Annotated in this window: 23 protein-coding genes and 1 pseudogene; 6 read left to right on the forward strand and 18 right to left on the reverse strand. The window is 65.8% G+C overall.

From position 1 onward, the window contains the following. Positions 1 to 62 precede the first annotated feature (62 nt). Positions 63 to 1187 carry an extracellular catalytic domain type 1 short-chain-length polyhydroxyalkanoate depolymerase gene (locus tag ACJRPG_RS19850; RefSeq protein ID WP_408001846.1) on the forward strand — a complete coding sequence of 375 codons (1125 nt, stop codon included), beginning with the start codon at positions 63 to 65 and terminating at the stop codon, positions 1185 to 1187. 3 nt (positions 1188 to 1190) lie between these two features. On the opposite strand, the gene ACJRPG_RS19855 is transcribed toward ACJRPG_RS19850, so the two are convergent. Further along, positions 1191 to 1676 (reverse strand): hypothetical protein, encoded by a 486-nt coding sequence (locus ACJRPG_RS19855; RefSeq protein ID WP_408001847.1) that lies wholly within the window; start codon positions 1674 to 1676, stop codon positions 1191 to 1193. Between the two features lie 143 nt (positions 1677 to 1819). Between ACJRPG_RS19855 and ACJRPG_RS19860 the strand changes: the two genes are divergently transcribed. From ACJRPG_RS19860 to ACJRPG_RS19870, 3 genes and pseudogenes are all read left to right on the forward strand, one after another. Next, positions 1820 to 3100 carry a cation:proton antiporter gene (locus ACJRPG_RS19860; protein ID WP_408001848.1) on the forward strand — a complete coding sequence of 427 codons (1281 nt, stop codon included), beginning with the start codon at positions 1820 to 1822 and terminating at the stop codon, positions 3098 to 3100. Positions 3101 to 3325: 225 nt separating this feature from the next. Next, positions 3326 to 4085 (forward strand): annotated as a pseudogene (locus ACJRPG_RS19865) (ABC transporter permease). After that, the gene (locus tag ACJRPG_RS19870) at positions 4082 to 4816 is read left to right on the forward strand and encodes an ABC transporter ATP-binding protein (protein ID WP_408001849.1); all 735 of its coding nucleotides are present in this window, start codon (positions 4082 to 4084) and stop codon (positions 4814 to 4816) included. The pseudogene ACJRPG_RS19865 and the gene ACJRPG_RS19870 overlap by 4 nt, the downstream one beginning before the upstream one ends. Before the next feature lie 4 nt (positions 4817 to 4820). Here the strand turns inward: ACJRPG_RS19870 and epsC are convergent, their stop codons facing one another. After that, positions 4821 to 5744 (reverse strand): serine O-acetyltransferase EpsC, encoded by a 924-nt coding sequence (epsC, locus tag ACJRPG_RS19875; RefSeq protein ID WP_408001850.1) that lies wholly within the window; start codon positions 5742 to 5744, stop codon positions 4821 to 4823. Between the two features lie 138 nt (positions 5745 to 5882). On the opposite strand from epsC, the gene ACJRPG_RS19880 reads away from it, so the two are divergent. Further along, complete coding sequence (locus tag ACJRPG_RS19880; protein ID WP_408001851.1) at positions 5883 to 7064, forward strand: multidrug effflux MFS transporter; 1182 nt, start codon at positions 5883 to 5885, stop codon at positions 7062 to 7064. Here ACJRPG_RS19880 and ACJRPG_RS19885 read toward each other — a convergent pair whose 3' ends face one another. From ACJRPG_RS19885 to ACJRPG_RS19945, 13 genes are all read right to left on the reverse strand, one after another. After that, positions 7065 to 7322: a hypothetical protein gene (locus ACJRPG_RS19885; protein ID WP_408001852.1), complete on the reverse strand. Its 258-nt coding sequence runs from the start codon at positions 7320 to 7322 to the stop codon at positions 7065 to 7067. Between the two features lie 22 nt (positions 7323 to 7344). Continuing rightward, entirely contained in the window at positions 7345 to 7983 is a 639-nt protein-coding gene (locus ACJRPG_RS19890; protein WP_408001853.1) for a helix-turn-helix transcriptional regulator, read from the reverse strand. Continuing rightward, entirely contained in the window at positions 7980 to 9203 is a 1224-nt protein-coding gene (locus ACJRPG_RS19895; protein WP_408001854.1) for an MFS transporter, read from the reverse strand. Before ACJRPG_RS19895 ends, ACJRPG_RS19890 begins: the two co-directional genes overlap by 4 nt. Positions 9204 to 9251: 48 nt before the next feature. Then, positions 9252 to 9689, reverse strand: a complete 438-nt coding sequence (gene trxC / locus ACJRPG_RS19900) for a thioredoxin TrxC (protein ID WP_408001855.1) — start codon at positions 9687 to 9689, stop codon at positions 9252 to 9254. Continuing rightward, positions 9686 to 9934: a hypothetical protein gene (locus ACJRPG_RS19905; RefSeq protein ID WP_408001856.1), complete on the reverse strand. Its 249-nt coding sequence runs from the start codon at positions 9932 to 9934 to the stop codon at positions 9686 to 9688. The genes trxC and ACJRPG_RS19905 overlap by 4 nt, the downstream gene beginning before the upstream one ends. A gap of 70 nt (positions 9935 to 10004) precedes the next feature. After that, positions 10005 to 10598, reverse strand: a complete 594-nt coding sequence (locus ACJRPG_RS19910) for a phasin family protein (RefSeq protein ID WP_408001857.1) — start codon at positions 10596 to 10598, stop codon at positions 10005 to 10007. Positions 10599 to 10707: 109 nt separating this feature from the next. Beyond that, positions 10708 to 11508, reverse strand: coding sequence for an ABC transporter substrate-binding protein (locus ACJRPG_RS19915; protein WP_408001858.1), 801 nt, complete (start codon positions 11506 to 11508; stop codon positions 10708 to 10710). A gap of 14 nt (positions 11509 to 11522) precedes the next feature. After that, positions 11523 to 12173 (reverse strand): ABC transporter ATP-binding protein, encoded by a 651-nt coding sequence (locus tag ACJRPG_RS19920; RefSeq protein WP_408001859.1) that lies wholly within the window; start codon positions 12171 to 12173, stop codon positions 11523 to 11525. Beyond that, a complete protein-coding gene (locus tag ACJRPG_RS19925; RefSeq protein WP_408001860.1) occupies positions 12170 to 12877 on the reverse strand; it encodes an ABC transporter permease in 708 nt (235 codons plus the stop codon). Before ACJRPG_RS19925 ends, ACJRPG_RS19920 begins: the two co-directional genes overlap by 4 nt. Positions 12878 to 13055: 178 nt before the next feature. Next, a complete protein-coding gene (fdhF, locus tag ACJRPG_RS19930; RefSeq protein ID WP_408001861.1) occupies positions 13056 to 15845 on the reverse strand; it encodes a formate dehydrogenase subunit alpha in 2790 nt (929 codons plus the stop codon). Beyond that, positions 15842 to 17524, reverse strand: a complete 1683-nt coding sequence (locus ACJRPG_RS19935) for an NAD(P)H-dependent oxidoreductase subunit E (protein ID WP_408001862.1) — start codon at positions 17522 to 17524, stop codon at positions 15842 to 15844. Before ACJRPG_RS19935 ends, fdhF begins: the two co-directional genes overlap by 4 nt. A 39-nt stretch (positions 17525 to 17563) precedes the next feature. After that, entirely contained in the window at positions 17564 to 20122 is a 2559-nt protein-coding gene (gene uvrA, locus ACJRPG_RS19940; RefSeq protein ID WP_408001863.1) for an excinuclease ABC subunit UvrA, read from the reverse strand. A 12-nt stretch (positions 20123 to 20134) separates the two neighbouring features. After that, a complete protein-coding gene (locus ACJRPG_RS19945; RefSeq protein WP_408001864.1) occupies positions 20135 to 21340 on the reverse strand; it encodes a dienelactone hydrolase family protein in 1206 nt (401 codons plus the stop codon). A 123-nt stretch (positions 21341 to 21463) separates the two neighbouring features. Between ACJRPG_RS19945 and ACJRPG_RS19950 the strand changes: the two genes are divergently transcribed. Next, a complete protein-coding gene (locus ACJRPG_RS19950) occupies positions 21464 to 21796 on the forward strand; it encodes a flagellar basal body protein (RefSeq protein ID WP_408001865.1) in 333 nt (110 codons plus the stop codon). On the opposite strand, the gene ACJRPG_RS19955 is transcribed toward ACJRPG_RS19950, so the two are convergent. From ACJRPG_RS19955 to ACJRPG_RS19965, 3 genes are all read right to left on the reverse strand, one after another. Further along, positions 21786 to 22601, reverse strand: a complete 816-nt coding sequence (locus ACJRPG_RS19955; protein WP_408001866.1) for a phytanoyl-CoA dioxygenase family protein — start codon at positions 22599 to 22601, stop codon at positions 21786 to 21788. The genes ACJRPG_RS19950 and ACJRPG_RS19955 overlap by 11 nt on opposite strands. 47 nt (positions 22602 to 22648) lie before the next feature. Continuing rightward, positions 22649 to 23284 carry a PEP-CTERM sorting domain-containing protein gene (locus ACJRPG_RS19960; RefSeq protein ID WP_408001867.1) on the reverse strand — a complete coding sequence of 212 codons (636 nt, stop codon included), beginning with the start codon at positions 23282 to 23284 and terminating at the stop codon, positions 22649 to 22651. A gap of 97 nt (positions 23285 to 23381) precedes the next feature. Then, a complete protein-coding gene (locus tag ACJRPG_RS19965) occupies positions 23382 to 23804 on the reverse strand; it encodes a response regulator transcription factor (protein WP_408001868.1) in 423 nt (140 codons plus the stop codon). Positions 23805 to 23894 lie beyond the last annotated feature (90 nt).

A 23894-nucleotide genomic window follows, 5' to 3' on the forward strand; every position in this document is an offset into this window, starting at 1 on the left:
TGCCGTATGGCAGTCCTGTCTGATTCCCGATGCTGACTCTTCAACGAACACAGGAAGCCCACATGAAATTTGATAAGGACACGGTCGCCGGCATACAGCTGGCGGCCAGGAAGATTATGGCCGAGGGACCGCTCGAGGCCACCAAAGCGATCCAGCGGGCCCTGGCCGGCGCGGTCGACGAAGCACCGGCGCCGCCGATGAAGGACCTCAACCCGCCCCCGCCGGGCTCAAGGAAAGTGCGCAAGCCTCCGTTCAGTATGCCCGGCGTCGAACTGCCGGGCGGGCTGATGCCCGAGCCGGCGCGGCGCAAGCCGCCGCGGACGCCTGCCGCGCCCTTGCCTGCCGGCGCGCGCTTCCTTGCCGCAGCCTATCGCGGCGCGGAAGGCAGCCGCAGCTACAAGCTCTACGTCCCGGCCAGCTATCAGGGCCAGGCCATGCCGCTGGTCGTCATGCTGCACGGCTGCACCCAGGACCCCGACGATTTCGCAGCCGGCACGCGCATGAACCAGCTGGCCGAGCGCGACGGCTTCCTCGTGCTCTATCCGGCTCAGTCGCGTAAAGCCAACCATTCGCTATGCTGGAACTGGTTCCAGCCGGACGCGCTGCAGACCGGCCGTGGCGAAGCCGCCATCATCGCCGGCATGGTCGCCAGCGTCATGGACGACTATGCGGTGCAGGCCGATCACATAAGCATTGCGGGCCTGTCGGCTGGCGGCGCGATGGCGCTCGCGGTGGCAACGCTGCATCCGGAAACCTTCCGCTGCGTCGGTGTCCACTCCGGCCTGCCCTTCGGCGCCGCGCACGACTTGCCGAGTGCGCTGCAGGCCATGCAGTCCGGCAGCGCCACCGGCACCAGGCCGCTTACCCTGCCCCGCCTGATTGTCTTCCATGGCGACAAGGACAAGACCGTGCACCCCGCCAACTCGGCGCATATCCTGGACAGCAGGACCGCCTCGGAACCGCACGCCAAAGCCGAGATCACGAAAGGCAAAGCGCAAGGCGGACGCCGCTACACCTGCACCACGCACCGCCGCCTGAACGGCGAGGTATTCGCCGAACAGTGGGAGATTCACGGCGCCGGCCACGCATGGGCGGGCGGCAATCCGCAAGGCAGCTTTACCGACGTGACCGGTCCGGATGCCAGCAGTGAAATGCTGCGCTTCTTCGGCATCGCTGCCGCCGGATAGCGCTCAGTCGGCGCTTGCGCTGTGCTGGCGGCGCCGCAGCTTCGGGTCATACAGGACCCGCATGATCGTCACCGTTTTCAGGTTATACATGCGGAGCAGGCTTTCGGCGTATTCGCGGCTGTCGGTGTGCATTCTCTGCAGCGCCCGTTCGCAGATGATGGCGGCGACCTGGTTGATACGCCGCCGGGGCGCGAAGCCGGCGCTGGCGTCCTGCGCCACCTGCAGGCTACGCTGCTCGGCCCCGGCGGAATTGGTGCCGGGTAGGGTGAAGGCTTTGTCGTCCGGCCTCGCATCGGCGTTTCGGCGCGGCCCGTGCGTGGACAACACGCGCAGTGCAATCTGGGCTGGAACGAGGCAGCGGCGCAGGTAGTGCCAGGCCTGGACACGGCCCTTGGCGTTACTGAGTCGCAGCGCGGAGGCCACAGTGCCGGCAATGCGGCGGTTACCGCGCCGGTCGGCGCGCAGGGTTTCCAACAAGGTTGAGGACATGGGGTGCTTCCAGGTGTCCCGCGCTGAAGGGCCAGGATTGAAAGTCTTCGCGCGGTTGCATGCACTATACGCGCCTGCCGTGCCTGCACGATTGCGGGAACAGGATAAGATGCCTTTTCAGCGCGCGCAGCGGGAGACAAGGTTTGAACAGCTATCAATGGTTCGTGCTGATCGGGGCCCTGATGGTGGCGCGCGGCCTGTGGGGGCAAACTGTGGCGCGCATGCCGCTCACCTCGGCGACGATTTACCTGGTCATTGGGCTGCTGCTCGGGCCCCTCGTGCTGAACGTGTTCAGCTTCGACCCGCTGGCCGAATCGGGCTTCCTGGAGCCCGTTGCCGAAGTCGCCGTACTGATCTCGCTGTTCTCGGCCGGTATCAAGATGCCCGTACCGTTCACGTTCGCCCGCTGGCTGCCCGCGCTGCGGCTGGCCTGGCTGGCGATGGCCGTGTCCGTCATGCTCATTGCCGCCGCCGGATGGCTGCTTGGCTTGCCCGCCGGCGCGGCGATCCTGCTGGGCGCCATCCTCGCGCCCACCGACCCGGTTCTGGCAACGGACGTACAACTGCGCCACGCCGGCGACCACGATCCGCTGCGCTTCACACTCACCTGCGAAGCGGGCCTGAATGACGGCAGCGCCTTTCCTTTCGTGATGCTGGGCCTCGGCCTGCTGGGTTTGCACGAACTGGGGCCGTATGGCACGTCGTGGCTCATGGTCGATGTGATCTGGGCCAGCACGGGCGGCCTGGCGATTGGCGTGGCCTGCGGCGCGCTGCTGGCCTGGGCCAGCGGCTCACTGCGCAAGCGCATCGCAAAACATGAAGTGCTGGACGACCTGCTCGGCCTTGGCCTGATCGGGCTCAGTTACGGCCTTGCAGTGTGGCTGCACACCTACGGCTTTCTGGCAGTGTTCGCGGCCGGTGTGGCGCTGCGGCAGACGGAACTGCGGCTGATTCATGCGCCGACCAACCGCCAGGGACTGTTGGAACCGGAAACCGACCGGGCGATGGCGCCTGCGGTGGTGCCGGCCGAACCTACCGTCAGCGGGGGCGCCCTGGTTTTCAAGGAGCACCTGGAACGGCTGTCCGAACTGACGCTGGTTTTGTTGCTGGGTGGCGCGGCAACACTCTACCTTGCGGACTGGCGGCCATGGGTGCTGGCTGCCTTCGTGCTCTTCGCCGCACGCCCGCTCAGCGTGCTGGTCAGCCTGGCCGGCTCCGGCATCGGCCGGCGGGCGACCGCCATCGCCGCCTGGTTCGGCGTACGCGGCATTGGCTCCATCTACTACCTGACCTATGCCATCAACCATGGGCTGCCCTTCAGCATGGCGCGCGACCTGCTCAACATCGCGCTCGCGGTGATCATTTCCTCGATCGTCCTGCACGGCATCAGCGTTTCGCCACTGCTCAACCGCTTCTGGCGCTGAGCTGCGCATCGCGCACAAGCTTATGCGAATTGCCGCAGGCCGACGTGGCCGGCGCCGCCTTTGCGGCGGCAGCGGCGGATCCCATCGGCTCGGGGATCGGCCTCGGTGCGGCGGGCGTTGCGGCGCAAGCCGCAGCACGAAGGCCGCTGCTTCGAAGCGCCGACGGCTGCACGGAAAACAGCACGAAGGCCGAAGTAGCACAAGGCACCGCCAGGCCCGGAGCTCGTGCGAGCCGCTGGTGGGCCTGCTGCTCCGCTGGCAGCACTGGCGGCAGCGGAACTGGCGGTACGCAGCGGTGCACTGCCGTCGAGCCAATTGCCGCCGCCAAGCGCTGTGGCGGAAACCCTCGCAGACCTGGCCGCAACGGCCTCGCGCAGCACATCGCCGCCAGCACCCTGCGTGTGCTCACCGGATTCGCTGCCGGCGCAGTGCTGGCCATCGCGCTGGGCGCGGCGGTCGGCCTGAGCCAGCGCCTGTCCGCCCTGCTCGACCCGGCCTTTCAGGCGCTGCGCGCGATACCGTCACTGGCCTGGGTGCCCCTGCTCCTGCTCTGGCTGGGCATCGACGAAGCGCCAAAGATCGTGCTGATCGCCATCGACGCCTTCTTCCCGGTCTATATGGGCGTGGCCTCCGGCATCCGCGACGTGGACCGCAAGCTGATCGAGGTGGGACGGCTGTACCGCCTGGACGGCGTCCAGCTCGCACGCCGCGTGCTGCTGCCGGCCGCGCTGCCGGCCATCCTCACCGGCCTGCGTAATGGCCTGAGCCTCGCATGGATGTTCATGGTGGCGGCCGAACTGATCGCCGCCAGCAAAGGCTTGGCTACCTGCTCAGTGACGGCCGCGAAACCAGCCGCGCCGACATCGTCATCGCCGCCATCGTGCTGCTGGCCATCCTCGGCAAAATCAGCGACGGCATCATGCACAGCGCCGAAACCCGTTTGCTGCACTGGCGCGACAACTTCGGCGCTGGAGCCGCGCGATGAGCAAGCTGCTGCAAATCCGGGTGGATGAAAAGCGCTACGGCGAGCGCGCCGTGCTGCGCGGCCTGGAACTGGAGCTGAACGAAGGCGAAATCGTATCCCTGATCGGCGCCAGCGGCTGTGGCAAGAGCAGCCTGCTGGCCATCCTCGCTGGCCTTGACCGGCACTGGCGCGGCGAGATCAAGCTGGATGGAAGCACGCTGCATGGCGTGAGCAGCCAGATCGGAATCATCTTCCAGGAGCCCCGCCTCTTCCCCTGGCTCAGCGTGGCGCGCAATATTGCCTTCGGCTGCCCGGAGGGCGGCGAGAACGCACTGCAAGTGGAGCTGCTGCTGGAGGAAGTGGGACTGGCTGGCCTGAGCAGCCGCCTGCCGAAACAACTGTCCGGCGGCCAGGCCCAGCGAGCGGCGATTGCACGCGGTCTCTTCACCCGCCCGCGCATCCTGTTGCTGGACGAGCCCTTCTCCGCCGTGGATGCCTTCACGCGCATGAAGCTGCAGGACCTGCTGTCCCGCATCGCCCGCCAGCACGGCCTGACGGTACTGCTGGTGACGCACGATATCGACGAAGCGCTCTACCTGAGCGACCGCATTCTCATGCTGGACAACAGCGCGGGCCCGCTACGCGCCGAATACCAGGTGCGTGCCGGCCATCCTCGCAGCCGCAGCGATGCGCGGCTGGCCGAACTGCGCGCCGATATCCTCGACGCGCTGCACGCCGCCCACGCCATCTGAAAACTCAGTCGTTGCGCATCTGGGCCTGCGACACGCTGCAGCCCGGCGGCACGCTCTGCGTGAGCCACACATTGCCGCCGACGGTAGACCCGGCGCCGATGGTGATGCGGCCCAGGATGGTGGCGCCCGCATAGATCACCACATCATCTTCCACGATCGGATGGCGCGGCGTGCCCTTGATCAGCGCGCCCGAAGCATCGGCCGGGAAGCGCTTGGCGCCCAGCGTGACATGCTGGTACAGGCGCACCCGCTCGCCGATGATGGCCGTTTCGCCGATCACCACGCCGGTGCCATGGTCGATGAAGAAGCTGCCGCCGATCTGCGCGGCCGGATGGATGTCGATGCCGGTCAGCGTATGGCTGATATCGCAGATCATGCGCGCGATGAAGGGCGAACCCAGTTTATGCAGCTGGTGCGCCAGGCGGTAATGCAGGATGGCGATGGTGCCCGGATAGCACAGCATGATCTCGGCAATCGAGGTAGCCGCCGGATCGCCCGCATACGCCGCCTGCACGTCCGACACGAGCAGCGCCCGCACGTCCGGCAGGCTGGCTGCGAAGTTGCGCGTGATGTCGTGCGCGCGCTGCGTCAGCGCGGCTTCATCGGGCACTTCGTCCGTATCCGCAAACTGCAGGCCGCGCCGCACCTGCTCCGTCAGGCGGTTCAGCGTGGTGGTCAGCGTATCGCCCACGAAGTAGTCGATGCTCTCGTCGGTGAGATTGGGCCGCCCGTAATGCGTGGGGAACAGCACGGCGGACAGGCCGTTGACGATGGTGGTCAGCGCTTCGCGCGACGGCAGCTCGCGAATGCGGCGCTGATGCCGGATGTTGTGGGTGGCCTCGCGCGAAATGCGCAGCTGGCGCACCACATTGTCCAGATCCCAGTGGGCGGGCTTCACGCTGGTGCCGTCAAAGGTGTCGATGGTCATGGTGTTAGTGGAAAAAGCAATTTTTCAGCTTACTGAAACGGTCCGTCAAAGCGAAGAACATTTTTCGCCGAAGCTTATGCGTTTTATGCATATGGAAAGCTTGGCGTACAATATCGGGCCCACAACGATAAACCATCCATGAATATTTTGCTGACCGTGCTCCTGGCCGGACTGACGATGGTCGGGCCGCTGGCCATCGACACCTACCTGCCGTCCTTCCCCGCCATCGCACAGACCTTCGACGCAACGCCGCTGGCCATCCAGCAGACGCTGAGCCTCTTCCTGTTCACCTTCGCCTTCATGATGCTGTTTTACGGCACGCTGTCCGATACTTTCGGCCGCCGCCCCGTCATCCTGTGGTCGCTGGTGCTGTATATCATTGCCTCGATCGGCGGCGCGCTGGCCGGTTCGCTCGGCATGCTGATCGTATGCCGCGTGCTGCAGGGCCTCGCATCGGGTGCGGGCTCGGTGGTGGGACGCGCTATCGTGCAGGACCGCTTCAGCGGCGCAGAAGCGCAGAAGATCCTGGCCCACATCATGATGGTGTTCGGCCTGGCGCCCGCGCTGGCGCCGATTCTCGGCGGCTGGCTGCAGGTGTCGCTGGGCTGGCGCTCGATCTTCTGGTTCCTCACCCTGTTCGCGGTGCTGATGTTCGTGGCGGTGTACCGCTGGCTGCCGGAAAGCCTGCCGGCCAAAGACCGCCATCCCTTCGAGTTCAGGACCATCGCGGCCAACTACCTGCGCGTGCTGCGCCACAAGCAGTTCCTGCTGCTGGCGGCGGCGCTCGGCATGGCCTTTGGCGGATTTGCGCTGTACATCGGTTCGGCGGCCTACTTCATCATGAATATCCTGCACCTGCCGGAGACCTCGTTCGCCTGGCTGTTCATTCCGCTGGTGTCGGGCATGGTGGTGGGCTCGGCGCTGTCGGGCAAGCTGGCGCACCGCTATTCGCAGGTCAAGCTGGTGTGGATCAGCTATGTGGGCATGGCGGTATCGGCGGCGGTGAACGTGGCCTATACCTGGTTCTTCGTGGCCGAGATCCCGTGGGCGGTGCTGCCGCTGTTCTTCTATTCGCTGTCGCTGGCGATTGCCATGCCGCCGCTGTCGCTGCTGGCGATGCGCCATTTCCCGAACCACAGCGGGCTGGCGGCCTCGCTGCAGTCCTTCATTCAGATGACGCTCTTCGCGTTGGTATCGGGACTGGTGGCGCCGCTGCTGTTCGACAGCGCCTTCAAGCTGGCCTGCGGCGTGGCGGGCTGCCTGGTGGCCAGCCTGCTGGCATGGGTGTTCGCCCAGTCGGGCGAACATCAGGCGGCGTAATCAGGGCCAGGGAGCGGGCGTTACGTCTTCGTACTGCGGGCCGCCCTGCTCCGGTTCCGGGGCGGGCTCCGGCTCCTGCCTGAGCTTTTGCGAAGGCGGCAGGCCGAGGCCGAGAATCTCCTTGCGGCCCTCGACGAAATCGGAAGTCGTCAGCGGATGTTCCTTGTCCGGCCAGTTGGCAATGGCCCAGTTCTGCACTTCTTCAAAGCGGCGCCATACCTCGGCGACGAACTGGCGGCGGTCCTCGTCGTTCTGCATACATCCTCCCTTGCTGTTTTTGCTACTTTACACCAGCCTTTTGCAGGGGGACGATCCGATAGGCACAGCGGCGCGCACCCGCCAGCAGGTGTTCGGTGCGCTCGACCGTGCATTCCGGCCCGAGCACGCGCTTGAACACATCCAGCTCCGAGCGGCAGAACTTCTGGCACTCGCGCGCGGCGGCGCAGATGGGGCAATGGTTTTCGACCAGCAGCAGGCTGCCGTCGTCCTGCGCTTCCACCTCCGCCATATAGCCTTCCACTTCGCGCGCCATGGCCAGCGACTGAACCCGCTCGCCGAGCGGCGCGGCCTGGCCAACGGTATTCCGGTAGAACTCCTCGCTGGCCTGCTCGCGCGCCACGATCAGCTTTTCCATGCCCTCCTCGCCGAACAGGCTGCGGATCTGCGTGATGAGCTGCAGCGTGAGGTCGGCGTGGCGGTCGGGGAAGCGGGCGTGGCCCGCATCGGTCAGCAGCCAGCGCCGCGATGGGCGGCCCACTTTCTCGGCCACGTCCTCGAAGCGCACCAGCCCTTTTTCTTCCGCCGCTTCCAGGTGGCGGCGCGCGCCCATGGACGTGAGGCCCAGCATGGCGGCCAGCTGCTGCGCCGTTTTGGCGCCGCGCGTTTTGAGAAGGAAAAGTATCTGGTCTGCTGTATTCAAGTTGTCGCTCCGTTTGCGGAAAGGCGTGCCGCGGCCAGCTCGCTGCGCCATGCCCCGATGCGCCACCCGGCCCAGGCGCACAGGGCGGCGCCCAGCCCCAGCACCAGCCGCGTATCCAGCAGCGACAGCAATGCACCCGCCAGCGCCGTCACAATGCTGGCGAGGCAGAAGGTGGTGGACAGCAGGCCCATGATGGCTCCCTGGCCGTGGGCGCTGAAACGCTCGGCAGCCCAGCCTTGCATCACGGTATTGTAAAACGCATTCGGAATGCCGAACAGGGAGATCGCCACCAGCCCGATCCACAGGTTGCCGAGGGCGACGCCGCCCACCGTGGCCGCCACACCCCAGGCATACCAGGCCGCCCGGCGCAGCGGCGGCACGGCGCTTTCCCGGCCGGCGAACAGCGAGGCCGCCGTCATGATGCCGCACATCACCATATTGGCCGTGGCAATGGCCGCCGTATCGTAATTGCCGACTTCCACCAGCCACAGCGGATAGTAGGAATAAAAGGCTGTCACACCGCAGGCCACCGCCAGCGAGATGCTGAACAGCGTGCGCAACTCGGGGAAGCGCAGCAGGTTCAGGGCGTGCCGTTCGCGCGCCACCTGCCAGATCGAGCTGGTGTCGGCCGATGGCGCCTCCCGCGGCAGTGCCGCCATCACGAGCAGCGAGGCCAGCACCAGCGCTGCCACCGCCACCATGAAGGGCACGGTAATGCCGAAGCCCAGTGTAGCGCCGGCCAGCAAGGGCCCCACCAGCCAGCCAGCATGGAAGGCGCCGTTCAGCCAGGACAGCGCACGCAGGCGCAGCGCCCCTTCCAGCCGTTCGGCCAGCAGCGCACGGGCCACCGAGCCGTTCCCTTCCGCCAGGCCGGTGACGAAACGGGCGATGATGAAGGCCGGATAGTTTTCCAGGACCAGGGCCAGGGCCGTGACCGCATGGCCGATGGCGCCGCCGAAGCCGGTCACCAGCAGCACCCGCCTGCGCCCGTAGCGGTCGGACAGCGACCCCATCAGCGTCGCGCCGAGCAGCAGGCCCAGCGGGTTGATCGTCAGCGCAATGCCGAACAGCAGCTTGGGCGGCAGGCCGAGGAAGTTGTTCAGGCTGTTTGGCGCGTCGGACGCGAACAGCGGCGGGAGGATGGGATATGGCAGCGAGGCGCCTACCGTGGACAGCAAGGCCATCAGGCAGGCGGCGGCAATCAGTAATGGCGTTTTCATACCGCCATCTTAAGCCTGCCTCGACAATAAGTAAACTTATTTGTTTATTTATTTAGAATGCTGCTGCACCCAGCCGAGGATGTTGTTGGTATCCATGGCGCCCGGCTGCCGTGCGACCTCGCGCCCGTTGCGGAACAGGGCCAGCGTGGGAATGCTGCGGATGTTGTAGCGCGCGCCGATGTCCTGCGCATCCTCGGTATTCACCTTTACCACGCGGTACTGCGGCTCCAGGCGCTGCGCCGCCTGTTCATAGAAAGGCGCCATGGTGCGGCAAGGCCCGCACCATGGCGCCCAGAAATCGACCAGCACGGGAATATCGCTGCGTTCGATATGTTTGAGGAAGCGCTGGCTCGACAGGTCCACGGGATGGCCGGTGAACAGCTGCTTCGTGCATTTGCCGCAGGTAGGTGCGTCGTCCAGCCGTGGCGCGGGAACGCGGTTCACGGCGTCGCAATGCGGGCAGACAATATGGAGGGAATCGCTCATGGGGTATCCGGCTGCTTGTTCTCGTTTTTGACGATGCCGCGAATATTCGTCGCGGCCAGACAGCAGTTTAATACGATCAGCGCCCAGGCGTCGTCCTGCCAGCCCCAGATGACCCACAGCACGTTACTGACAAGGAATACGACAAAGCCCGCGAGACGCCGGTGCGCGCTGCGCGAGCCCACCAGCCATGCCGCCAGCAGCGAGGCGGCCATGGCCGGCCATTGCAGCAAATCGATGAAATCCATGCTCTCCCCTTATATCGAGCGGCCAGTCTAGCAAGGCCAATCGTGCGGGAGCGCATGGCTAGCAGAGCGTTCAGCCGGGCTGGGCCTCCTTGCGCTGGGCCGGGCGCGCAACGCTTGCCGCGGCGGCCGCTGCGGCGCCGGGCTGGGCAGCCGCAAAGTCCAGCCCATCGCCCATTGCCGCGCGTGCATGGCGGGCGGCACTGTCCATGATGCCGTCCAGCGGGTTGGCCAGCTGGCGCATCGCGTCCTGCTGGTTGCGCAGGGTGCGTTCGGTTTCTTCGGAGGTAATGCGCGTGACCTCATCCGTAAATTCGCGCGCCGCACGGGTGGTTTCTTCCGCATGGTCGCCCGCTACCCGGATCAGGCTGGCCTGGCCATCCGCCGTGATGCGCGAGAGCTGCTGCTGGTAGGCGCGCAGGCGCATGGCGGCCGGCTCCGCACGGGCCGCCGCGAGGCTGAACAGCTCGGTGGGCTTGCCGATGCCGATGAAGGCCTGGCCCGTGGCCGCACCGTCTTCGATGACGGATTGCGTGAACTGCAATTGCAGCTCTCTGAATTGCTGCGCGCTTTGCATCAGCGAGCGCGACATATCGTTGAAGAACGCCACCTGTGCCTGGATATGATTCTGGGCGGCGGGGGTAACAGCCTGGGTAAATGGATACATGGATTGGCCTCTGCTAGGTTTGGACAGCCCGGCGCAGAATCGCGGCGGGACAGCCAAGACTAAAGATTCCTCAACATGCGGGCATGATCTAAATCAAACGTGCGGCGGTCTATTTTGCAGATGGGAAAAAAAGCTGCTGGCCGGCCGGCTTGAAGGCAGCGATCCTGGCCTGGCCCTCGGGCGAGGTGATCCATTCGATCAGCTGCTTTGCGCCCTGGTAGTTGATGCCGGGGTGTTTGGCCGGGTTCACTGCAATGATGCCGTAGGGGTTGAACATTTTCGGATCGCCTTGCACCAGCACCGCCAGCCCGGTCCTGGCCCGGTAGGCGCCGTAGGTAGCGCGGTCGGTCAGCGTGTAGCCTTCCAGCTCGGCCGCCATGTTCAGCACCTCTCCCATGCCCAAACCCGCCGAAATATATCGCGCCGGTGCCGGATTCGTCCCGGCCTGCTTCCAGTAGCCTTTCTCCATGATGTCGGTGCCCGAGTTATCGCCGCGCGAGACGAATTTCGCGCCAGTAGCCGCGATCTTGCGGAAGGACGCGACCACATCGCGGCTGCCCTTCAGGGCGGATGGATCGCTGGCCGGACCGACGACGATGAAGTCGTTGTACATCACATCGCGCCGGTCCACACCCCAGCCTTCGGCCACGAACTTGTCTTCAGCGGAGCGCGCGTGCACCAGGGTCACGTCCACGTCGCCGTTTTTCGCCAGCTCCAGCGCCTTGCCGGTACCGACCGAAATCACCTGCACCTTCGCATTCGCCTTCGCTTCGAACATCGGCAGCAGGTAGGCCAGCAGGCCCGAATTCTCGGTGCTGGTGGTGGTGGACAATTTGATGATCTGCTGTGCCGAAGCGAAACCGCACAGCGCCATCGCGGCAGCGGCAACGAGCAAGAGGCGGCGTTTCATGCGATCTCCTTTGTTCAGCGGTACTCGAGGCGCCCGTCGCGCAGCTTCATGCGCCGCACTCCGGGCAGGTTGATCAGGTCGCGGTCGTGGCAGGCAATGATAACGCTTGCCCCGGAGCGTATCAGGTCGGGGATCAGTGCTATCACCTGCTCGCGCGCTTCGCCATCGAGGCTGGCGGTGGGCTCGTCGAGCAGCATCAGGCGCGGCTTCAGCACGCGCGCGCGCGCCAGCGCCACACGCTGCTTCTCGCCGCCGGACAGGGTCAGCGGATTGCTGCCGCGCAGATGCGCCACACCGGCCCATTCCACGGCTTCCGCCACGGCGGCGCGGATCACCGCAGCGGGCGCGCGGCGGACTTTGAGGCCGTAGGCGATATTGTCCTCAACGCTGGTGGAAAACATGACCGGGTGCTGGTGCACGTAGACGATGGCATCGCGCATCGCTTGCGGATAGGGTTTCAGCTGCACCGCCTCGCCATCGAAGCGCACATCGCTCGCCTCGGCCGGCGCCAGGCCCGCCAGCGCGCGCAGCAAGGTGCTCTTGCCCGCGCCATTCACGCCGGTGAGGACGTAGGCGCTGGCGTTGTCGACCTGCAGGCCTTCGAGATCAAACAGGGTTTGTGCGCCGAAGCGCTTGTGCAGGCGGCCGAAGGAAAGCAATGTCATGCCCGGCCCCGCGCCGCATGTGCATCGCCCTGCAGCAGCATCATGGCGCCGTTCATCGCCAGCGCTATCGTCACCAGCACGATGCCGAGCGCAATGCCCTGCGCGAATTCGCCCTTGCTGGTTTCAAGCGCGATGGCCGTGGTGATGGTGCGCGTATAGCCTGCGATATTCCCGCCCACCATCATGGCGCAGCCCACTTCCGAGATCACGCGGCCAAAGCCGCTGATCACCGCCGCCATCACGCCGTAGCGCACCTCATAGAGCAGCGTGGCCATCACGCGCAAGGGCGAGGCGCCGTGGGCGATGGCGGTTTCGGCGTAACGCGGATCGGCCGCCTGCACGGCGGACAGCGTGAAGGCCAGCAGCACCGGCATGGCGATCAGCACCTGCCCGGCGATGATGCCGGACTGGCTGAACAGCCATTGCAGGCCGCCCAGCGCACCATGGCGCGACAGCAGCAGGTAAAGCAGAAGGCCGATCAGTACCGTCGGCAGCGACAGCGCGGCCTGGGCGAGCCAGATCACCAGCCGGCGGCCAGGGAACTGGTGCATGGCGATCGCGTAGCCGCCCGCCACGGCGAAAGGCGTGGCGATCAGCAGGCCGGCAATGCTGGTGCTGAGCGAGACCCAGACGATATTCCAGAGCACCGGATCACCCGTGAAAAGGAGGCGGAAGGCGGTCTGCACCGCATCCAGCAACGACATCAGCGCGCCTTCTGCGCGGTGCGCGCGCAGCCAGCCAGTCCGGACGCCATCAACTCTGTTTTCCCAGCCACCTTGCCTCCTCAACACTGACACCATGGGGTCAGGCACCGCCTGTCATGTGACACCATGGTGCCTGACCCCATGGTGTCATGTTGCGGACTCATCCGCTGGGGACATCTTACCCGGAATGGGCCGATGGCTCCAGCAACTGGCCGCCGCCGTAGCTGCCCTGCTGCGCTACCTCGCCGCCCGGCGTGACGCGGATGGCGCAGTATTTGAATTCGGGGATCTTGCCGAAGGGGTCCAGCGCAGGATTGGTCAGCTTGTTGACGGCCGCTTCGTAATAGCAGAACGGGACGAAGATGGCGCCCCGTGGCGAGCTGTCGTCGGCCCGCGCGTACAAGGCCACTTCGCCACGGCGCGAGGCAATGGTGATCGTGGCGCCCGGCTCCACGCCCATCTCCGCCAGGTCGAGCGGATGGACCAGCGCTACCGGATCGGGTTCGATGGCGTCCAGCACCGAGGCGCGGCGCGTCATGCTGCCGGTGTGCCAGTGCTCCAGCTGGCGGCCCGTAATCAGCACCATCGGGTAATCCGCATCCGGCCTTTCGTTGGCGGGAATGATATCGGCGGGCACAAAGCGCGCCTTGCCCGATTCGCGCGGGAACTGCTCGGTGAAGACGACCGGCGTGCCCGGATGGTCTTCGGCCGGACATGGATAGGTGACGGCGTGCTCGCGCTCCAGCCGCTGCCAGCTGATGCCGGCAATGCTCGGCATCACGCCGCGCATTTCCTCGAATACCTCGGAGACGCGGCCGTACTGCCAGTCCAGGCCCATTTCGCGGGCGATCTGCTGGATGATCCACAGGTCCTGTTTCGCCTGCCCCGGCGGATCGATGGCCTGGCGGCCGATCTGCACCGTGCGGTCGGTGTTCGTGAAGCTGCCGGTCTTTTCCGGGAAGGCGCTGGCGGGCAGGATCACATCGGCAAGATAGGCCGTTTCGGTAAGGAAGATGTCCTGTACCACCAGATGGTCCAGCGCCGCCAGCGCTTCGCGGGCGTGGTTTGCATCGGGATCGGACATCGCCGGATTCTCGCCCATGATGTACATGCCGCGCACCTTGCCTTCGAGGATGGCGTCCATCACTTCCACCACCGTGAGGCCAGGCTTGTCGTCCAGCGCTTCTGCCGGCACCTGCCAGGCGGCGGCGAAGCGCTCGCGCACACCGGGCTCGCTTACGCGCTGGTAGTCGGGGAACATCATCGGTATCAGGCCCGCATCGGAGGCGCCCTGCACATTGTTCTGGCCACGCAGCGGATGCAAGCCGGTGCCGGGACGGCCGATCTGGCCCGTCATCAGCGCCAGCGCAATCAGGCAGCGGGCATTGTCGGTGCCGTGCACGTGCTGCGAAACGCCCATGCCCCACAGGATCATGGAGCCCTTCGACTTTGCATAAAGGCGAGCCGTGTAGCGGATGGTTTCGGCATCGATGCCGCAGATCGGGGCCATCAGCTCGGGGCTGTAGCCTTCCACGTTACTGCGCAGCTCATCGTAGCCGATGGTGCGGCTGGCGATGAAACCTTCATCCACCAGCCCTTCATGCACGATCACGTGCATCATGGCGTTCAGCAGCGCGACGTCGGTGTCCGGCTTGAACTGCAGGAAGCGGTGCGCCTGGCGCGCCAGTTCCGAGCGGCGCGGATCGCAGACCACCAGCTTTGCGCCCTTGCGCACGGCGTTCTTGATCCAGGTCGCCGCTACCGGATGGTTCACGGTCGGATTCGCGCCGATCAGCACAATGACCTCGGACTGCATCACGTCCATCACCGGGTTCGAGACGGCGCCCGATCCTATCCCCTCCAGCAGCGCGGCCACCGAAGACGCATGGCACAGCCGCGTGCAGTGGTCGACGTTATTGCTGCCGAAGCCCGTGCGCACCAGCTTCTGGAACAGGTAGGCTTCCTCGTTGCTGCCTTTGGCCGAGCCGAATCCCGCCAGCGCTTTCGCGCCATGCGTATCACGCAGCTGGGCCAGTTTGCCGCCGGCCAGCGCCAGCGCTTCTTCCCAGCTGGCTTCGCGGAACACATCGAGCACATGGTCCGGGTCCATGGTGAAGTCGCCGCGCTTGGGCGCATCCTGGCGGCGGATCAGCGGTGTCGTCAGGCGCTGCGGATGGTGCGCGTAGTCGAAGCCATAGCGGCCCTTCACGCAGAGCCTTCCATGATTGGCCGGACCGTCGCGGCCTTCCACATACTGGATCCGGTTGCCGCTGACGTTGTAGGTCAGCTGGCAGCCGACGCCGCAATAAGGGCAAACCGACTCCACGCGCTTCTCCGGCACAGGCAGGGCCGCGCCGCGCGCGGGCATCAGCGCGCCGGTGGGACAGGCCTGCACGCACTCGCCGCAGGCCACGCAGGTGGAGGCGCCCATCGGGTCGGCCATGTCGAAAACGATGCCGGCATGGTCGCCACGGAAGGCGAGGCCGATCACGTCATTGGCCTGTTCATCGCGGCAGGCGCGTACGCAGCGGGTGCACTGGATGCAGGCGTCCAGGTTGACCGCAATGGCGGCATGCGACAGGTCGGCCTGCGGCTGCGCGCGCGGTGCGAAGCGCGGCTTGCCGACGCCCAGCCTGAGCGCCCATTGATCGACTTCGTTGTCGCGCGTGTAAGCTGTTTCCGGCATATCGGAGAGCAGCAGCTCCAGCACCATCTTCTGCGCGCTGAGCGCACGCGGGCTGGCGGTGGCGACCTTCATGCCCTCGGAGGGATAGCGGCAGCAGCTTGGTGCAAGCACACGCTCGCCATCGATCTCCACCACACATGCGCGGCAATTGCCTGCGGCCTCCATGCCATCCTTGTAGCACAGCGTGGGAATCCCGATGCCCGCGCGCCGCGCGGCCTGGAAGACCGTTTCGCCGGCAATCGCTTCAACGGCCCTGCCGTTCAGTTCAAACTTCACGCTCATGCGCCCACCTCATGCGGGAAATAGCGCAGCACACAGTCAACGGGATTCGGCGCCGCCTGCCCCAGTCCGCAGATTGAGGCATCGCGCATCACCTGCGACAGTTCGCCCAGCAGGCCCGCATCCCACACAGGCTGCGCGAGCAGGTCCACCGCCTTGGCGGTGCCCACGCGGCACGGCGTGCACTGGCCGCAGGATTCGTCGCGGAAGAAGGCCATCATATTGCGTGCGGCGGCAGCGGCGGTATCGTGATTCGACAGCACGATGATGGCGGCCGAGCCGACAAAGCAGCCGTAGGGCTGCAGCGTGTCGAAATCGAGCGGAATGTCGTCCATGCCGGCGGGGAGAATGCCGCCCGAAGCGCCGCCCGGCAGATAGGCATACAGCTCGTGGCCATCCAGCATGCCGCCGCAGTATTCGGCGATCAGTTCACGGATCGTGATGCCGGCAGGCGCCAGCTTCACGCCCGGCTCCTTCACGCGGCCGGATACGGAAAAGGAACGCAGCCCCTTGCGGCCGTTCCTGCCTTCCGACGCGAACCAGTCCGCGCCTTTTTCCAGGATATCGCGCACCCAGTACAGGGTTTCGAAATTATGTTCCAGCGTGGGCCTTCCGAACAGGCCGACCTGCGCCACATATGGCGGCCGCAGCCGCGGCATGCCGCGTTTGCCCTCGATGGATTCGATCATTGCCGATTCCTCGCCGCAGATATAGGCGCCCGCGCCGCGCCGCAGGTGGATCTTCGGCAGCTGGGGCACTGGCGGATCTGCTTGCAGCTTTTTCAGCTCGGCTGCGAGCAGCTGGCGGCAGTCGTGGTATTCGTCGCGCAGGTAGATGTAGATTTCGTCGATGCCCACGGCCCAGGCGGCGATCAGCATGCCTTCGATGAAGCGCTGCGGGTCACGTTCGAGATAGAAGCGGTCTTTAAAGGTGCCCGGTTCGCCCTCGTCGATATTCACCGCCATCAATCGCGGCCCCGGCTCATTGCGCACGATGCGCCATTTGCGCCCGGTCGGGAACCCCGCGCCGCCCAGGCCGCGCAGCCCGGAATGCTCCATCTCCGCAATCACGGCCTCCACCTCACGTTCGCCGCCATGACAAGCGCGCAGCACCCGATAGTCATGCACAGCCGAGCCCGTGTCCACCTCGGTGCCTGACCCCATGGTGGACACGGACTGGGCAATGGCGGCGGGGGTGGCGTGGGGGATGGCTTGCTGGGCGACCAGGGCGGCGGGGGCCTGGTCGCAGCGGCCGATGCAGGGCGCGGACAGGAGGCGGACCTCGCGGCCGAGCAGCGCGGGGAGCCGTGCAAGCAGCTCGCGGCTGCCGGCCAGCTCGCAGGACAGGCCGCCGCAGACGCGCACCGTCAGCGCCGCAGGCGCTTCCTCGCCTTCGCGCACGATGTCGAAGTGGTGGTAGAAGCTCGCCACTTCGAATACTTCAGCCTGCGAAAGCCGCATCTCGGCCGCCAGCGCCGCCAGGTGCGCGGTGGACAGGCAGCCGTAGCGGTCCTGGATCAGGTGCAGGTGCTCGATCAGCAGGTCGCGCCGCCGTTCGGATGCGCCCAGCAAAGCCTGCACTTCGGCCAGCGCCACAGGATCCACGCGGCGGCCTTTCGGCGCCTGCCGCTTGCGCTCGCGGCTGGCGCCCTGCACTGCTATCGGTATCACAGCTCGGTTCACTGTCTGCCCACTCTTCTGATGCACGAGAAAGCAGTATTATCACCGTATAGCAGCGTGCTGGCTACCTCCCTCCATGAATCGCTTCAGGTAGGGCGCGGTGCGGCTTTCATGGTGCTTCGCCACCACCGCCGGCGGCCCCGCAACGACCACCGTGCCGCCCTCTTCGCCCGCGCCGGGCCCGATATCGATCACCCAGTCGCTGGCCGCCACCACCCGCATGTCGTGCTCGACGAGGATCACCGTATTGCCCGCATCGACCAGCGTTTGCAGCTGCACGACCAGCTTTTCCACGTCCGCCGGATGCAGCCCGGTCGTGGGTTCATCGAGCACATACAGCATGCGTCCCCGCGCCGCGCGCTGCAGTTCGGTGGCGAGCTTGATGCGTTGCGCCTCGCCGCCGGACAGTTCGGTGGCAGGCTGGCCGAGCCGCAGATAGCCAAGGCCTACTTCGCGCAGCACATCGAGCGACCGATGCAGCGCCGGCTCGTCCGCGAAGAACGCCCAGGCCGCATCCACCGTCATGTCCAGCACCTGCGCCACATTGCGCTCGCGGTACGTCACTTCCAGCGTTTTTGCGTTGTAGCGCGCGCCCTGGCAAACCGGGCACGGCGCATACACGCTGGGCAGGAACAGCAGCTCCACCATCACCGATCCCTCGCCTTCGCAGTTCTCGCAGCGGCCCTTGGCCACATTGAAGGAGAAGCGGCCTGCATCGTATTTGCGCGAGCGGGCCAGTTTGGTGGCCGCGAACAGCTTGCGCACATGGTCGAACAGGCCAGTGTAGGTGGCAAGGTTGGAGCGCGGCGTGCGGCCGATCGGCTTCTGGTCCACGCGCACCAGGCGGCGCATGCCTTCCAGCCCGCCCGTAATGCGGCCTTCCAGCGTGGATGGCTCGCTTTGTTCGAGTTCTTCGCCCTCTTCCGCTTCGTCCGGCGCCTCGTGTCCCAGCGCCTGCGATACCAGTTCCACCAGCACTTGGCTGACGAGGCTCGACTTGCCGGAGCCGGACACGCCGGTCACGCTGGTCAGCACCCCCAGCGGGAAATCGGCGTCCAGCTTGCTGAGGTTATTGCGGGTGATGCCGCGCAGCGTCAGCCAGCCTTGCGGCGCACGCGGTTCGCGCGGCGCGGGCGGCGAGTCGGCGTACAGGTAGCGCCGCGTTACCGATGGCTTCACCGACTTCAGGCCCGCAGGCTCGCCGCTGTACAGCACCTGCCCGCCCATCTCGCCCGCCGCCGGGCCCACATCCACGATCCAGTCCGCATGCCGCACCACGTCCAGCGAATGCTCCACCACGAACAGGGAATTGCCCGATGCCTTGAGCCGGTCCATCGCCCGCAGCAGCGCCACCGTATCTGCCGGATGCAGGCCCGCCGACGGCTCATCCAGCACGTACACCACGCCGAACAGGTTGGAGCGCACCTGCGTCGCCAGCCGCAAACGCTGCAGCTCTCCGGGCGACAGCGTGGGCGTGCTGCGGTCCAGCGTCAGGTAGCCAAGCCCCAGGTCGAGCAGCACTTCCAGCCGCCCGCACACGTCCTGCGCGATGCGCTGGGTGACGATCAGCTTTTCCGGATGCGCCGCGGCCTCCTTCGCGTTGCGCTTCGCCGTGCCGGCCGCGAAGGGCTGCATCAGCTGCGCCAGCCGCTTGAGCGGCAGGCGCGACAGCTCGGTGATGTCCATGCCCGCAAAGCGCACCGACAGCGATTCCGCGCGCAGCCGCTTGCCGCGGCACACCGGGCATTCCGTGCTCACCATATATTTCGACACACGCTTCTTCATCGACGCGCTTTCGGTGGCCGAGAAAGTCTGCAGCACGTATTTGCGCGCGCCGGTGAAGGTGCCCTGGTAGCTCGGCGTTTCCTTGCGCTTCAGCGCGCGCCGCGTTTCCTCCGGCGTAAAGCCGGCATACACCGGCACCGTGGGCTGCTCGTCGGTGAACAGGATCCAGTCGCGGTCTTTCTTCGGCAGCTCGCGCCACGGCGTATCCACGTCGTAGCCCAGCGTGACGAGAATGTCGCGCAGGTTCTGGCCATGCCATGCGGTGGGCCAGGCGGCGACCGCGCGTTCGCGGATGGTCAGGCTGTCATCCGGCACCATCGAACGCTCAGTCACCTCATAGACGCGGCCCAGGCCGTGGCATTCGGTGCAGGCGCCTTCCGGCGTATTGGGCGAAAAGGATTCGGCATACAGCAGCTCCTGGCCGCGCGGATAATCGCCGGCCCGCGAATACAGCATGCGCAGGGAATTGGACAAGGTGGTGACGCTGCCGACCGAAGAACGCGTGGTGGGCGTGCCACGCTGCTGCTGCAGCGCCACGGCGGGCGGCAGGCCGTCGATTTCGTCCACCTGCGGCACCGGCATCTGGTGGAACAGGCGCCGCGCGTACGGCGACACCGATTCGAGATAGCGCCGCTGCGCCTCCGCATACAAGGTGCCGAAAGCCAGCGAGGATTTGCCGGAACCGGAAACGCCGGTGAAGACCACCAGCGCATCGCGCGGGATCTCCAGGTCCACGTTCTTGAGATTGTGTTCGCGCGCGCCCCGAACCCGGACCTTGCCGCTTGCCTGCCTGTCATGATCATGTCGTCCGCGCATGGGACGATGATATCAGCGGCCTCCCGTCGCGAGCGCACCGCTGTCCGGCCACACCACGTTGTTGTCCACCGTATAGAGCTTGCATGGCGCCTTGCTCGCCGCCTGGCAGGCCGCCAGCGCGCGCATATCGGGCGATTCGCCCTCTTCCGCCCAGCCCCAGGAGCCGCTGGCGGACACGGCGAAGGCGCGCGGCGTTTCGCGTTTCAGGAAGTCGCGGTACTGCTCGCGGCCCTGCTCCGGCAGATAAGGCACGGCCGCCACGTCATCCAGCCGCGCGTAGTTGCTCGGCGGCTGGGCTGGAGGATCGGCCAGCGCCACCGTTTCGCGGATGGGCATGCCGAGCTTGAACAGGAAGCGCTCCACTTCAGGCACCCATACCTGCTGGCCGTCGCGGCTGCCCAGCATGGTGTGCGCGTCGTTCTTGAACGGGCCGTAGGCCACCAGCTCGGCCTTGCCGCCGTTGGCGCTGAAGGCGCCGTACATGCGGCTCACCAGTTCGGGGCCGAAGTAGCTGTCGTTGGCGCCGTACATCCACAGGGTGGCGATCCTGTTCTTGCGGCCATATTCGCCGAAGGCTTCCACCAGCGCGGACTGCCAGTCGCAGCTGCCGCCGTGCATTTTCAGGCCGCCCGCAAAATTCATCACGCCGCGCACGCCCGGCAGCTCGCGCGTGCTCAATGCCATGCTGGCAAGGCCGCCGTAGGACTGGCCTGCGATCACGATGCGTTCGCCGTCGATCCACTTCTGCCGGCGCGCGAATTGCACCACGTCGGCGATGTCGCTGGCCTGGGTATAGCCGTTGGCCGTCATATTGCAGCCGTAATCGATGTACTTGCCGGAAGACTGGGCGAAACCGGTGCGCATCGGCACCAGCACCGCATAGCCGCGCCGAACGAACTGCGTGGCCATATAGACAAAACGGTCGCGCTGCTGCAGCTTGGGATTGCCTGGCGCCTTGCCGTGGTTAATGATGAGCAGCGGGAAGGGTCCGTCGCCATCCGGCTTGTACAGGGTGGTTTCCAGCGAAATGGTCTGGCTGGCGCCGGCGGGAATGGTGATGACCTGTTCGTTCAGCCGCGCGTCCAGCGGCAGCGCCTGCGCCTGGGCGGCGCAAGCCAGCGCTGCGGCAACGGCGAACTGGCGGAGTCGGCGGGAGAAGGTATTGATGATACACCTCGGAACTATTTGCGACAGGCAACGTTCCGATTCTGGTGTCAATCATCAAGTATTGCAATCCCAAAATATTAATGCTGATAAATATCTAACGGATGAGCTGTTGCGTCCGCGCACATCGCACAGGCAGCGCGTGCATGCCGGACGGCAACGCGCTACACTAGCCCCATGACTCTCTCTGCCCTTTCCAGCGGCCTGTCCGCATTGCAGTCCAACCAGCAGGCGCTGGGCGTGGAAGCGCATAATGTTGCCAACCTGAATACGCAGGGATTCTCGCCGCAGCAGGCGAACTTCCAGGAAGCCAGCCCGGCCGGTTCGGGAGTCACGCTGTCCGTGGAGGGCCGTGCCGCCGCAGCGGCCGACAGCAGCACGCCGTCCGGCACAGACCTGGCGTCGTCAACCACCAATGCGCTGGTCTACAAGGCAGGCTTCAATCTGGCGGCCGAAGTGGTGCAGGCGGCCGACGAACGCATCGGCACCCTGCTCGACATCAAGGCTTGACGCCCATCAGCAGGCCTTCGATGGCGTGGCCCTGCTCTACCGTTTCCAGTTTGTCCACGACGCGGCAGGCCAGATGCCGCCGCACTTCTTCGTCCAGCGCTTCGTAATAGGCCCGGCTCAGCTGCAGGTCGTGCTTATCCGCATTGGTGCCGTCCGGCGCGTCCACGCCCAGCACGAACACGGGCCGCGATTTCATCGACAGGTTCGCCGTGCCGCGGTGGATGGTGAGCGCCGAACGGGCCGAGATGTCGCCCATGCGTGCGAGCTTGCGCTGGCGCAGCCCTTCGTAGCGCGGGTGCAGCTCCGGCGGCGGGAACATGGGATGGGCGCCCTCCCAGGTATCCCACTGGGTGCCGGGCGCAATCTCGAACGGGCCCATGTCCTCGGTCACATCGACGGTGGTGATATTGAAGGCCAGCGAATTGAGGCGGCGGCCGGTCACGGTCTGCGGCGGCGCGGCGAAATCGCGGTGCCAGGGCTGCATCATGGCGCCCGGTCCGGGCACGTCAAAGCCTGCTTCCACGATCTTGTAGTCAGGGCCGAGAATCGCCGCACACACGGCGCATACCCAGGGATGGGTGATGATGTCGCGGAAGCCGCGCAGGCGTTCCGGATGAATTTCCACGTAGTATCGGTTCGGTCCCCGCTCCAGCGCACCGCCGGGCGTGCGCCGCGCTTCATCGAACAGCGTGCCGATGTCGGCGCCCAGCGCTTCCACCCACTCGCGCGAAAACGCTCCCTTGCAGGCGATGAAGCCATCGCCATACAGCCCGCCCATGATGGCGGCCGTATCGAACTGATCCATACTTCCTCCACGCCGGGCCGCAGAAAGGCGGCCCGGCGCTTACTCTATCAGGACTTCTTTTGGCGGCGCGCCGCGAAGCCCAGCATGCCGAGACCGGCCAGCAGCATGCCGTAGGTCTCGGGTTCCGGTACCGGCACGACATTCACGTCGCGGCCGAACACGGTGAGGTTGGAGAAGCCTGGATTGTTTCCGTTATTGCCTGTGAACCAGTCGATTTTCCAGGTGCCGTTCACGGTGGCGCCCGCGCCGATGATCTCGTCATCGAAGAGGAAGGCGCCGGCGCCGTTGCCCGCATGCACAGCGAACACGAGGTCCAGCTTCAGGCCTTGCGAACCGGTATTCGTCACCGACCACACGCCATCGGTGTCCGAACCGGCAGTACGCGCGAAGCTGAACTCCAGCCCGTTGCTGCCGGAGAAGCCGGAACCGTTGTCCAGCTTGCCGACCAGGGACCAGGCGCCGCTGCCGTAGGCATCGAAGGCGGTGCCGAAGCCATCGGTATTGCCTTGCGGCCCTGCGTGCGGATTCCAGGCCGATGCGAAGACGAAGGCATCGGAGTTCTCTCCATTCAGCGTCACGTCGTCAACGGAGGTGTTGCCGATATCGGTGCCGCCAGCTGCTTGCGCGCTTGCTGCCAGGATAAGGGTGGCTGCGGTCAATGCTGCTTTGTATGCGAACTTCACTGTGCATCTCCTTGAGAGTAGTAGTGGTTGTGGGAACTGCAGAGTCAATATATGACTACTGTCGAGTCCGTACGCGCACGCTACCTTCAGGAAATCTTCAGTGGAGGGCGGGACAGAGATGCAGGTTGGGACGGGGCCGCGTGACCGGGCTGCACGCGTATTGCTGGTAGCGCCGCAGCGGTTCGCGCAGCACGTAGTCGAAGCAGCGCTGGCGGTCCAGCAGCTCGACGCCCCAGGCCAGCAGGGCCATGGTCCGCGTACCGGTGCAGCCGGGAAGATGGCGCACCGAACGCGCGACCTGGAAGCCGTTCAGGTAGGCCAGGTCGAGGCTCACCACAATCACGGAAGGTTCGAAGCGGCGCGCCTTCTGCAAGGCCGTCAGGCCGTCGCCGGCGCATTCCACTTCGAAGCCCGATGCGCTGAACAGGCCCGCCAGATCGCTGCCCGTACGCGCATTGCTGCAGGCGACAAGGATGCGCTTGCCGGGGAAGACGAAGGTATTGTTCGGTGCATCATTCATCGCTGTTCTCCTGGGCGGTCATTTCATTCTTGCACGCGCCCGGCGGGACGTCGTAGGAGAAGCGCTTGTGCCGCAGTCGGAAAACCGCGT

Source organism: Pseudoduganella rhizocola, from assembly GCF_045984285.3.
Taxonomy (GTDB): domain Bacteria; phylum Pseudomonadota; class Gammaproteobacteria; order Burkholderiales; family Burkholderiaceae_D; genus Rugamonas.

Excerpts from the sequence above, each read along its gene's own strand:
- ACJRPG_RS19955 (WP_408001866.1), bottom strand. The coding sequence starts at position 22,601 with ATGGATCAGTTCGATACGGCCGCCATCATGGGCGGGCTGTATGGCGAT.
- uvrA (WP_408001863.1), bottom strand. The coding sequence starts at position 20,122 with ATGCGCGGACGACATGATCATGACAGGCAGGCAAGCGGCAAGGTCCGG.
- ACJRPG_RS19925 (WP_408001860.1), bottom strand. The coding sequence starts at position 12,877 with ATGTCGTTGCTGGATGCGGTGCAGACCGCCTTCCGCCTCCTTTTCACG.
- ACJRPG_RS19870 (WP_408001849.1), top strand. The coding sequence starts at position 4,082 with ATGAGCAAGCTGCTGCAAATCCGGGTGGATGAAAAGCGCTACGGCGAG.
- trxC (WP_408001855.1), bottom strand. The coding sequence starts at position 9,689 with ATGAGCGATTCCCTCCATATTGTCTGCCCGCATTGCGACGCCGTGAAC.
- ACJRPG_RS19950 (WP_408001865.1), top strand. The coding sequence starts at position 21,464 with ATGACTCTCTCTGCCCTTTCCAGCGGCCTGTCCGCATTGCAGTCCAAC.
- ACJRPG_RS19880 (WP_408001851.1), top strand. The coding sequence starts at position 5,883 with ATGAATATTTTGCTGACCGTGCTCCTGGCCGGACTGACGATGGTCGGG.
- ACJRPG_RS19910 (WP_408001857.1), bottom strand. The coding sequence starts at position 10,598 with ATGTATCCATTTACCCAGGCTGTTACCCCCGCCGCCCAGAATCATATC.
- ACJRPG_RS19965 (WP_408001868.1), bottom strand. The coding sequence starts at position 23,804 with ATGAATGATGCACCGAACAATACCTTCGTCTTCCCCGGCAAGCGCATC.
- ACJRPG_RS19895 (WP_408001854.1), bottom strand. The coding sequence starts at position 9,203 with ATGAAAACGCCATTACTGATTGCCGCCGCCTGCCTGATGGCCTTGCTG.
- ACJRPG_RS19905 (WP_408001856.1), bottom strand. The coding sequence starts at position 9,934 with ATGGATTTCATCGATTTGCTGCAATGGCCGGCCATGGCCGCCTCGCTG.
- epsC (WP_408001850.1), bottom strand. The coding sequence starts at position 5,744 with ATGACCATCGACACCTTTGACGGCACCAGCGTGAAGCCCGCCCACTGG.
- ACJRPG_RS19885 (WP_408001852.1), bottom strand. The coding sequence starts at position 7,322 with ATGCAGAACGACGAGGACCGCCGCCAGTTCGTCGCCGAGGTATGGCGC.
- ACJRPG_RS19850 (WP_408001846.1), top strand. The coding sequence starts at position 63 with ATGAAATTTGATAAGGACACGGTCGCCGGCATACAGCTGGCGGCCAGG.
- ACJRPG_RS19915 (WP_408001858.1), bottom strand. The coding sequence starts at position 11,508 with ATGAAACGCCGCCTCTTGCTCGTTGCCGCTGCCGCGATGGCGCTGTGC.
- ACJRPG_RS19855 (WP_408001847.1), bottom strand. The coding sequence starts at position 1,676 with ATGTCCTCAACCTTGTTGGAAACCCTGCGCGCCGACCGGCGCGGTAAC.
- fdhF (WP_408001861.1), bottom strand. The coding sequence starts at position 15,845 with ATGAGCGTGAAGTTTGAACTGAACGGCAGGGCCGTTGAAGCGATTGCC.
- ACJRPG_RS19920 (WP_408001859.1), bottom strand. The coding sequence starts at position 12,173 with ATGACATTGCTTTCCTTCGGCCGCCTGCACAAGCGCTTCGGCGCACAA.